We start from the raw sequence: 11294 nt of genomic DNA on the forward strand, positions 1-11294 counted from the left end.
CAGGATTACAACAATGGTATAAGCAAACGAAACAGCTAATGCACCTTCCATTAAGTTCTCGGGTAAAAAGGGTCAGTCCTCCACTTTGCTAAAGCGTATTGGGGGACTGACCTATTTATTTTATTATTAAATTTAAAGTTGATAAATAATAAACGTATAAAGATAAAGGTCTTTGTACCGCGCTAATATTCATAATAAAATATTTTTTTAAAAAATATTGACAAATAGTTAGCGAGTTAGTAAGATGTAAACAAATAATATTTATCTGAAAATACTAATAAATATTATTTGTTAGATGAATCTTTATAAGGGGGGATTTCTTCCTAATTGAAAAGGAGATTTATAAATGCAAAATAGAAGTGATGAGATTGTAAGTAAAATTGGTAGAAAAATTGTAAGCGGTTCAATAAAACCTGGAGAAAAATTACCGAAAGTAGAAGATTTAAGTGAGGATTACGGTGTAAGTCGTACGGTGGTGCGAGAAGCTCTTCAAGGATTATCCGCTCGAAAAATTGTTCGTTCGAATAAACGTTCAGGAACGGTCGCCTTGCCAAGTAGTGATTGGCAATGGTGGGATTTGGATGTCATGAATTGGATCAGTGACTACCAAGGAAGAGACGGAGAGTTCTTCCTTGATATGACCAATGTACGACTGGGGATTGAACCAATAGCGGCTGGATTAGCAGCCAGAAACGCTTCAGAGGTAGATAAAGAAGAAATCACAATCTGTTTTGAAAATCTAAAAGATACGATAAGTGATACGAAAAAGTGGGCTAAAGCAGACTATAACTTTCATTTAAGAATTATCGAAGCTTCACACAATTCTTTGATGATAAGCTTACTTAAATTACTGCATAAAGGGCTCATTATCAGTAGAGAAAAAAGTATGGAAGCTTTAAATAAAAACCCAGAATTACAACAGGAAAAACCCACCCTAGAAGTATTAAATAGGCATCGTGATTTATACGATGCGATCATGACCGGTGATGAAGAAAGGGCTAAAACTGTTATGACCAATATGATCTTAAGGGTTCAATTATTATTTGAGAAGACTCTACTAAAACACAAAGAGTAAAAATGGGAGGAGAAGTATAAATGGGAATTCAAGTAGTTCGATTTGAAAAAGATAACACAGAAAAATGGGGAGTAGTGGAAGAAAATCGAATCAAAATATTAAAAGGAAATTATCCAACTTTAGCAGACTTTTTAGAGGATGGCCAAGAGGAAGCAAAAAAAATATTAGAGGATTCAAGTGCTGAAATCGTTTCATTTGATGATATTATCCTATTAAGTCCCGTCACAAAACCTGCAAGAATCGTTTGCCAAGGGGCTAATTATTCTAGTCATCGTGAAGAATCTGGAATGGAAGCAAATCGTCCACCTTTTAATTTGATTTTTAGTAAGGCAGATAGCTCTCTTAGTGGCGCTTATTCGGAAATTATTCGTCCATCTAATGTAGAATTGCTAGATTATGAAATAGAATTAGGATTAGTCGTTGGTTCGAATATAAATGAAGCTGTAGAAGTAACGGATGACAACTTACATGAATATCTTGCTGGAATTGTCTTAACAAATGATGTTTCTGCACGTGATGTGCAGTTAGTTCAAGGTCAGTGGCTAAAAGGAAAAAGCTATCGTACGTTTTGTCCAACTGGGCCAATTCTTTACTTACTAGACAAAGAAGAGGTCTCTCTAATCCATGATCTTGAATTAAATCTTTGGGTCAATGATGAGTTACGTCAATCTGCTAATACAGATCAGTTACTATATAAACCGGCTGAAACCTTGACAGAGCTATCTCAAATCATGGATTTTTCAAAAGGAGATTTAGTTCTATCTGGTACTACTGGTGGAGTCGCGATGAATCTAACACCAGACTTATTAAAACAAGTAACTGACCCTACTTTGCCTGCAGAGAGTAAACGAAAAACCTTAGTAGAAAATCAGCTGAAAAGTGGTAATAAATATCTAAAAGAGGGTGATGTCGTTCGTGCCTCTATCAAGAGTAAGGATGGCAAAATAGATCTAGGGGAACAAAGAAATGTTGTTGCTTCTCACACCTTAGTGACAGCAGATTAATTTTCGATGTGATAGGTGCTTCTTCTAGCACTTATTACATCGCATAGAATGTATGCGCTATCATATATGGTTTTAATATATAAGAGGGAGGAAATTATGTGAAAACATTGGAGTATGATGTGCTTGTCATTGGCTATGGACCGATTGGGAAAATGGTCGCTGGTTTACTAGGAAAGAAAGGTTGGAATGTAGGAGTTTTTGAGAAATATGACAAACCATATGGATTACCAAGAGCAGTTAAATATGATCATGAAATTACTAGAACTATCCAATCCATCACGCCAGTGGAAGAAATTCAAAAAGTATCCGTAAAAGTACCGGATAAATATGTTTGGTGTAACGGGGAAGGGAAAACTCTTTTAGAGATTGACTGGTCTCAAAATGGTATTTCAGGTTGGCCTTCCGATATGCTTTTCAATCAAGCAGAACTAGAAGAGATAATGGATGCAGCTAGCAAATCCTATCCTACCGTGGATGTTCATTTAGGCTATGAGGGGATCTACCTCAACGAACAAGAGGACCATGTGAGTGTAATGTTCAAAAAAAAGGATGGGGAAGTAGTCTCGGCAACCGCTAAGTATGTTATTGGCTGTGATGGTGCAAATAGTTTTGTCCGTGAAAATATGGAACATTCTATTACGGATTTAGGATTTTATAATGATTTTCTTGTAGTAGATATTATTCCAAAGGAGGAAATGAAATTTGACCCTATGAATTTACAAATTTGTGATCCGAAACGCCCAACTACTAGGGTTTCTGGAGGACCTGGTAGAAGAAGATGGGAATTTATGTTGCTCCCAGGTGAAACGAAGGAGGAATTCCAAAATGAAGCCGTTTGCTGGGAACTATTAAAGCCATGGAATATTACTCCAGAGAACGCCATTTTGGAACGTTATACTGTTTATACCTTTAAAGCAAAATGGGTAAATGAATGGAGGAAAAATAGATTAATTTTAGCAGGGGATGCAGCGCATTTAACCCCACCATTTATGGGGCAAGGATTATCTTCCGGCATTCGTGATGCAAATAATATTGCATGGAAATTAGATCTTGTTTTACAGGGAATAACCGGCGACACCTTATTAGACACATATACAGATGAAAGAAAACCACATATGATCAAACTAATTGATGCAGCTATTTATCTAGGAAAAATGATATGTACAACCGATGAGGAGGAAGCGAAAAGAAGAGATGAAGCCTTCCTATCCGGTAATTTCCCACCATTTCCTGAATTTCCAATTTTAACAGATGGGATATTATATCAACCCGGGAAAAATAACTTAGCAGGTCAATTATCCTTACAAAGTGTTGTGACATACCAAGGTCAGACTGATCTTTATGATAATGTCATCGGACATAGTTGGATGGTGATGGGATGGAATAATAATCCAAAACAACACTTAAGTGATGAGCAAATTCAGTTTATGGAGAAAATTGGAGGCAAGTTTGTCCATTTGACAAATGTCGAAGGGTCTAAAGAGAAAGTAGTAGATGTAGAAGGTAAATATGAAAAATTCTTTAAAGATAACCAAGTAGAGGTTATTGTGGTGAGACCAGACTTCAATATTTTTGCTGGAGTCTCACATGCTGAAGATTTATCGAAGGTTATAGATAGTTTAAAAGCTACACTAAGTCCTAGAGTAGGTGCAGTTGGTAGCATCTAGCAATAGGGAATTTGAGGTGAAGTAATGAAAAAGGAATACGTAGATGTTGCGATTATTGGCTACGGTCCAATAGCAAAGATGCTAGGTTCCTTACTGGGGAACAAAGGATGGAAAGTAGGAATCTATGAAAAATTCGTAGAGCCTTATTGCTTACCTCGGGCCGTCGCCATGGATGATGAGATTGCTAGAATTCTTCAAGGGGCTGTACCTTCTGATAAATTAGAGAAATTATTTGATGCAGCTGGAGGGGAAATGTATAACTGGTATAATGCGGAACGAGAACTGCTTTTATCTATTCCCTTTGAAAAAGAAGGAGTATCTGGATGGCCAGGGGAATTATTTTTTAACCAACCATCCCTTGAAAAAGAAATGGATCAAACGTGCTCGAACTTATCTTCCGTTATGATTCACTATGGAAATGAAGTCATCGATTTAAAGGAAAAGCAGGAAAGTGTGGAGTTAACAGTAAAGGAACATTCAGGGGAAGAGAGAAAGGTCATTGCTAAATATACGGTTGGTTGTGATGGGGCGAACAGTTTTGTTCGGGAGAATATGGAACATACCGTTACAGATTTAAATTTCGAATATGACTTTCTAGTTGTTGACCTGATTCCAAAAGAGAAAAGTGAGTTGCCAGTAATTATGCAAATCTGTGATCCAGAACGACCAACAACTGTGGTTTCTGGTGGACCAGGTAGAAGAAGATGGGAATTTATGGTGCTTCCCCATGAATCGAAAGAAGAGGTTAGCCAGGAAGAATATATTTGGGAATTATTAGAACCTTGGAACCATACTCCGGAAAACTCTATATTAGAGCGATCAGCAGTGTATACCTTTAAAGCTCTTTGGGTAAACGAATGGAGAAAAGGGAGAGTCATGATAGCCGGAGACGCAGCCCATTTAACACCTCCGTTTATGGGGCAAGGAATGTGTTCGGGAATTAGAGATGCAGCAAATTTAGCGTGGAAGCTTGATTTGGTCTTAAAAGGAAAATTGAATGAGGGTATTTTAGATACCTTTACGGAAGAAAGAAAGCCACACAATGAAAAGGTAGTTAGTGCTGCCTTGTATTTGGGGGAAATGATTTGTGTCAATGACCCTAAAAAAGCAAAAGAAAGAGATACTGCTTTCATTTCAGGAAAAGTACCACCGTTTCCAGCTTTTCCAATCTTAACCGATGGCATTCTTTATCAACCAGGGGAAGAGAAAAAGGATAATTTGGCTGGTCAATTGTCCTTCCAAAGTAAAGTTAAATATCATAATAAAGTTGGTTTATTTGATGATGTAGTGGGTACCGGTTGGACGATTATCAGTCCTGTACAAAACCCGAGGGAGTTATTAAATAATTCTCAACTTCGATTCTTAAAAGATCTTGATGCTACCTGTATAGAAATATCCAGTGTAGATGAAGATGGAAAAGGCACGGTGGTCGATGTGACTGGTAAATATTCTGAGTATTTTGAAGAGAATGACATAGAAGCTGTCATCGTTCGGCCAGATTATTATATTTTTGGAAGTACATCTGATGTATCAAAGGTATCTTCTATTGTGGAAGATTTAGCAAGTCAATTAAAAAAATACATGAACACAGTAACTGTCCAATAAAAAAAACTTGAGCTACTTGTTCATGTAAATAGGTCTGGGAAACCTATTTACTTATCTTAACTACTAGAGAAATAGAAAGCAACTATTTCATATCCAATTTAAACAAGGAGGAAATTGTATGTCTGTAAATGTATTTAGATTAGCTTATGTTGATTTCTTATCCAAAAAGCCTGGAAGAATGGTGGATTATTATACTGATACCATGGGATACCGGATTACAGAAGAAAAGGATGGAATTACCTATTTGAGTAATGGGTATGACCACCAAAATATTGTTATCACTCCTTCAGATAAAAATGCTGTTCGAAGCTATGGCTATCAATTAGATGGAAAATTATCCTTAGATGAAGTACAGGAACAATTACTTGCACAGGGCATTGAATCTAGAATTCTAGAAGAGGCAAAGCCGGGCGTTTCCAGATTTATTGAGTTGAATGATCCGGCTGGGAATATCATCGAGCTATTTACGGATATGGACCAACCAGCAGTTGGCTTTTTAGGGTCAGGAATTAGTCCACTTAAACTAGGCCATGTTGCGTTTTTAGCTAGTAATTACGAAGATACGATTCTGTTTTATCGTGATGTATTAGGTTTTACTTTTACCGATAAAATCGGAGAGAGCTTTGCCAATTTCTTAACTTGTAACACGGATCACCATGTATTAAACATTATTGCAGCAAATGAAACACGTTTACATCATATCGCCTTTCAATTAAAGGATGCTTCTCATCAATATGCTGCATCTGACTTACTAGCTAAACGTGGTCGTTCCATCATTTGGGGACCTTCTCGACATACGGCTGGTAGTAATATTGCTACCTATCATCGTGATCCCGATGAGAATGTGGTGGAATTATATACAGATATGGATGTCTTTGTACCAGAGCTTGGTATTTTCGAGCCACGTCCATGGCATACAGAAATGCCGTATAAACCGAAAGTGTGGGAAGGACTAAGTGTCTGGGGTACCGAATTCCAAGTAGACTTGGCAAAAATTTAAAGGATAGATTTGACATGGTACAGGAAATTTTTATGCTGGAAGTCATTTCTGGGTTAGAAAGAGATTTCGAACAAGCATTTAACCAGGCCAAAGGATTATTGTCTACCTCAAAGGGTTACCTAGGTGCGGAACTGAAGCGATGTGTGGAACAGGAAAATAAATATTTAGTATCTGTTTCTTGGGAATCGGTAGAAGCTCATGTCCATAATTTTAAAAAGACACCAGAATTTGTAGAAATGAAAAAACTGCTTGGTCCTTTTTATTTGAGTATTCCAAATGTACAACATTATGAAAAGGTGAGTTAGTATTTTGGATGGTTTTTAAATAGTTGCGCTCATAAATCTTTGAAAGATTACTAATGTCTTTTTATTAGTTCAAGGAATGATTTTATGGGCGCTTTTCTAAATAAGTGACAAGGAAATGAGGAGAAAGAAATGCAATCTTATATCGTTGAAGGGGCAAGAACTGCTTTTGGAACATTCGGTGGCTCTTTTAGAAACGTTAGTGAATTAGAGTTAGGGGTCGTCTCCACGAAAGGTGCCATGGAGCGAAGTGGTATTCCAGCAGAAGATATCGATGAGATTATCTTTGGAAACGTGATTCAATCGAGTGAAAATGCTGCTTATTTGGCAAGGCATATTGGATTGAGAAGCGGGTTAAGGGAATCCTCTTCCGCACTAACATTAAATCGTTTATGTGGCTCTGGGCTGCAAGCGATAGTGTCTGCCGCCAAGTCCATTGCTTTACGTGAGAGCAATGTCATCGTCGCTGGAGGAACGGAAAACATGAGTCTAGGTCCCCAAGTGCTTAGAGGAACGCGGTTTGGATCTCCCAATAAAGCTCCGGTTGTAGATGACATGCTTTTCGAATCGCTAACAGACAAATATATTGGCTATGGGATGGGAATGACTGCTGAGAATTTAGCAGCTAAATATCATCTTTCGAGAGAAGAACAAGATTATTTCGCGGTTCAATCCCAAGAAAAAGCGAGTAAAGCAAGGAAGAACGGCCGTTTAGCAGATGAAATCGTCCCTTATGTTTCTACAGATAAAAAAGGGAGAGAAAATATCGTGGACACTGACGAGCATATTCGAGAAGGGGTTGATTCCGAGAGCTTAGGTAAGTTAAGGCCAGCATTTAAGAAAAATGGATCCGTGACTCCAGGGAATTCCAGTGGCATTAATGATGGAGCAGTATCGGTAATGGTTGCTTCTGAACAATATGTTCAGGAGCATAAATTAAAACCACTCGCGAGAATTGTTTCATGGGGTGTTGCCGGAGTCGATCCAACGATAATGGGGATTGGCCCGGTACCTGCGAGCAAGAAAGCATTAGAAAATGCAGGATTGAGTATAAAGGATATAGACTTGATTGAAATTAATGAAGCTTTTGCAGCTCAATCTTTGGCCGTGATTAAGGAGCTTGGTGTCAATCAGGAAAAAGTAAATGTTAACGGTGGGGCAATTGCTTTAGGTCATCCCCTTGGTGCAAGTGGAGCAAGAATCACTTATTCCTTGGCTCTTGAATTGAAGAAGAGGAATTTGAGATATGGCTTATCCTCTCTTTGTATTGGTGGAGGACAGGGGATTGCCATGGTCATCGAGAACGTTACTAACTAAAAAGGAAGAGAATCGAAGTTTATCTATAGATTGACTTTTCGAAAGGGGTAATGAAATGACAGGAGGAATGCAGAAACAATTACTTTGGAAACCTTCACAAGAAATGCAAGAAAAATCGAATATGAAGCAATTTATGACCTGGCTTCGAGAAACAAAAGGGTTAACCTTTGAAAACTATCATCAATTATGGGAATGGTCGGTTTCTGAAAAGGAAGTATTTTGGCTAGCGATTTGGGATTATTTTGATATTCAAGGAAAAAGAAATGATGAGATTGTCTTATCTGGTGAAGAAATGCCTGAATTCACTTGGTTTCCAAATGCTACCTTAAACTATGCAGAGCATATTTTTAGAAAGGAAAATCCAAATAAAGAAGCGATTATCTATCAGTCGGAAATACGTTCAAAATCTGTCTTAACCTGGAAAGAATTGAAACAAAATACAGCAGCAGTTGCAAGTTATTTGAAAGAAGCCGGAATCCAACCAGGTGATCGCGTGGTTTCTTATTCTTCCAATATTTATGAAACCATCACCGCCTTTTTGGCATGCGCCAGTATTGGTGCTGTATGGTCTAGTTGTGCTCCAGAGTTTGGAGTAAAAAGTGTTATCGATCGATTTAAACAAATCAAACCTAAAGTTATGTTTGCAGTTGATGGATATCAATACAATGGAAAGCAATATGACCGTTTGGAAAATATACGGGAAATTCAAGAAGAATTACCTATGTTAGAACAAACAGTCATTATTCCTTATTTACGTGAAGATTTAAGAGAATCAGATGTAGCGGGTTCATCTACTAAATTATGGAATCAAATAATAGAAGATCATAACCAAGCCACGTTAACTTTTGAACAGGTCTCATTTAATCACCCACTTTGGATTTTGTACTCTTCTGGAACCACTGGGAAACCAAAAGGGATTGTCCAAGGACATGGTGGTATTTTGCTAGAGCATTTAAAATTTCATGGACTTCAAAATGATTTGAAGGAGACAGATCGCTTTTTCTGGTATACAACTACCGGATGGATGATGTGGAATATCGTAGTGAGCGGTCTATTAACGGGGTCAAGTATTCTTTTATATGATGGTAATCCGGGCTATCCAAATTATGAAACGTTATGGGAGTTTGCAGAATCAACCAAAATGACCGTTTTTGGTGCAAGTGCGAGTCTATTAATGGCATGTGCAAAGGAGGGAATCAAACCAAGGGAAACGTTTGATCTTTCTAGTTTAAAAGCCATCGGATCTACGGGCTCGCCATTGCCAGAAGCTGGCTTTGACTGGGTATATGAGGAAGTAAAAGAGGATGTATGGCTTTATTCTACAAGTGGTGGGACGGATATTTGTTCCGGATTTTTGGGAGGAAGCCCTCTCTTACCAGTCTATTCTGGTGAAATACAAGCACGTGCACTTGGTGTAGCCCTGAAGGCATTTAATGATGAAGGAAAAGAAATTATCGATGAAATTGGTGAACTAGTGATTACCGAACCTATGCCATCCATGCCTATCTATTTTTGGAATGATGAGGATGGTGAAAGGTACTGGAATAGTTATTTTAACGTATTTCCAGGAGTTTGGAGACATGGTGATTTCCTCCAAATAACCTCAAGAGGTACAGGAATCATCTTTGGCCGTTCAGATGCGACGATTAACCGGGGTGGTATTCGAATGGGAACCAGTGAAATCTACAGTGCACTAGACAGTGTCTCCGAAATCGTCGATAGTTTAATAGTGGACATTCCGATAAGTCCCGAGCAATCCTACATGCCTTTATTTGTCGTGCTGAGGAATGGAATGGAAATTACGGATGAATTAAAAACAAAAGTTAATCAAAACATTCGGAAAAACTGTTCACCTAGACATATTCCAAATGAAATTGTGAAGGTACAAGAGTTACCTAAAACTCTAAATGGAAAGAAAATAGAAGTTCCAATTAAGAAGATTTTGATGGGGGTACCAAAGGAAGAAGCGGTTAACATTGGTTCCTTATTAAATCCAGAATCCATTTCGTATTTTGTTGAGTTCAAGGAGAAATTGGCCGTGAGTGTTCGGTAAATGGAGAAATACTAATTGAGCGGAGTGAGCATATATGAAACGAAAATATAGTTGGTTATTAGTTATAAGCTTTATTTCTTTTGTGTTGTTAATGGGTTGTGCAAATGATGCTTCATCGGATAAGGTAGAAAACGAGAAGGAAGTGTCCAATCAGGCTGAGGCAAGTCCGTCAACCTCCGATTCAAATGAAGAAACAGAAGAAAAGGTAGAAGAAGTTGAAAATAGTGGAGATATGAAGGTCACACTTCTTGGAACTGGATCACCTGTTTTATCAATGGATCGTCTTGGGAATTCCACATTAGTTGAAGTTGGTGAAGAAAAATTACTTTTTGATGTTGGAAGAGGGGCTGCCCTTAGATTAGATCAGATAGACATTTCTCCGGGAATGATAGATAAGCTCTTTATTACACATTTGCATCATGATCATACAGTTGGATTTGCGGATTTACTGATCACCGCAGCTGTACCAGATCCAAGGGGAAATAGAGAAGGAGACTTACAAGTTTGGGGACCAAAAGGAACAGAAAATATGGTTAACAGCACCATTAAAGCATTTGAAGTCGATATAAAAATTCGCAAAAAAGTGGAAGGTGCATCTGGTTTGGGTGCCACAGTCCAAGAGATTGAAGAAGGGGTCGTTTATGAGAATAACGGTGTCGAGGTCATTGCATTTAATGTGGATCATGGTCCAATGAAACCATCATTAGGTTATCGAATAAACTACAAAGGACGTTCTGTGGTTATTTCTGGCGATACGACTTATAGTGAAAATCTCATAAAACATGCAAAAGGTACCGATTTACTGGTTCAAGAAGTAGTGGTAGTTAAAGGTCCGGAAGAAGAATATAAATCAGAAGCACACAAAAACATTGAAGCTTACCATACGACCCCAGAGCAAGCGGGAGAGTTATTTAAGGAAATAGACCCTAAACTAGCTGTATTTACACATATTGCAACCTTTTTACCAGAGCATGAAGCGACCATCGTTAATAGAACAAAGGCAATTTATGACGGTGAAGTTATATTGGGAGAAGATCTAACATCTATTGAGGTTGGGGAAGAAGTTACAATAAGTGAGTAAGGAGTAAATGGGGCATGGGGCTCCCTGTCTCATTTTTTTTATATGAGCGGTAGTTCTAGATTGGAAGGGAAAGTTATATCTATCTTTAAAAAACAGGGTTAGCCCCTACTATGCTAATATTTTAGCGAAGCAGGGGACTAATCCAAAATTATCATCAAACCGGCCACACAAACAGATGTACAATCGACAC

The 11294-nt window shown here is 38.0% G+C and carries 9 protein-coding genes; all 9 read left to right on the plus strand.

Features of this window, described 5'->3' with window-relative positions; genetic code table 11:
- The first annotated feature begins 346 nt into the window (after positions 1 to 346).
- The 9 genes from GMJ66_RS20110 (at position 347) to GMJ66_RS20150 (ending at position 11104) form a co-directional block, all read left to right on the plus strand.
- Entirely contained in the window at positions 347 to 1075 is a 729-nt protein-coding gene (locus GMJ66_RS20110) for a FadR/GntR family transcriptional regulator (RefSeq protein WP_156292092.1), read from the plus strand.
- A 20-nt stretch (positions 1076 to 1095) separates the two neighbouring features.
- Positions 1096 to 2079: a fumarylacetoacetate hydrolase family protein gene (locus GMJ66_RS20115; protein ID WP_156292093.1), complete on the plus strand. Its 984-nt coding sequence runs from the start codon at positions 1096 to 1098 to the stop codon at positions 2077 to 2079.
- Positions 2080 to 2177: 98 nt separating this feature from the next.
- Complete coding sequence (gene mhpA, locus GMJ66_RS20120) at positions 2178 to 3746, plus strand: bifunctional 3-(3-hydroxy-phenyl)propionate/3-hydroxycinnamic acid hydroxylase MhpA (protein WP_156292094.1); 1569 nt, start codon at positions 2178 to 2180, stop codon at positions 3744 to 3746.
- A gap of 24 nt (positions 3747 to 3770) precedes the next feature.
- Positions 3771 to 5351, plus strand: coding sequence for a bifunctional 3-(3-hydroxy-phenyl)propionate/3-hydroxycinnamic acid hydroxylase MhpA (mhpA, locus tag GMJ66_RS20125; RefSeq protein ID WP_156292095.1), 1581 nt, complete (start codon positions 3771 to 3773; stop codon positions 5349 to 5351).
- Positions 5352 to 5469: 118 nt separating this feature from the next.
- On the plus strand, positions 5470 to 6351 hold the full coding sequence (locus GMJ66_RS20130) for a VOC family protein (RefSeq protein ID WP_156292096.1): 882 nt from the start codon (positions 5470 to 5472) through the stop codon (positions 6349 to 6351).
- A gap of 14 nt (positions 6352 to 6365) precedes the next feature.
- Positions 6366 to 6656 carry an antibiotic biosynthesis monooxygenase family protein gene (locus GMJ66_RS20135; protein ID WP_156292097.1) on the plus strand — a complete coding sequence of 97 codons (291 nt, stop codon included), beginning with the start codon at positions 6366 to 6368 and terminating at the stop codon, positions 6654 to 6656.
- A gap of 129 nt (positions 6657 to 6785) precedes the next feature.
- Positions 6786 to 7970 (plus strand): acetyl-CoA C-acetyltransferase, encoded by a 1185-nt coding sequence (locus GMJ66_RS20140; protein ID WP_156292098.1) that lies wholly within the window; start codon positions 6786 to 6788, stop codon positions 7968 to 7970.
- Positions 7971 to 8025: 55 nt separating this feature from the next.
- Positions 8026 to 10023 (plus strand): acetoacetate--CoA ligase, encoded by a 1998-nt coding sequence (locus GMJ66_RS20145; RefSeq protein WP_156292099.1) that lies wholly within the window; start codon positions 8026 to 8028, stop codon positions 10021 to 10023.
- A 34-nt stretch (positions 10024 to 10057) separates the two neighbouring features.
- Positions 10058 to 11104 carry an MBL fold metallo-hydrolase gene (locus GMJ66_RS20150; RefSeq protein ID WP_156292100.1) on the plus strand — a complete coding sequence of 349 codons (1047 nt, stop codon included), beginning with the start codon at positions 10058 to 10060 and terminating at the stop codon, positions 11102 to 11104.
- Positions 11105 to 11294 lie beyond the last annotated feature (190 nt).

This window comes from Oceanobacillus salinisoli (assembly GCF_009733865.1).
Taxonomy (GTDB): domain Bacteria; phylum Bacillota; class Bacilli; order Bacillales; family Amphibacillaceae; genus Oceanobacillus; species Oceanobacillus salinisoli.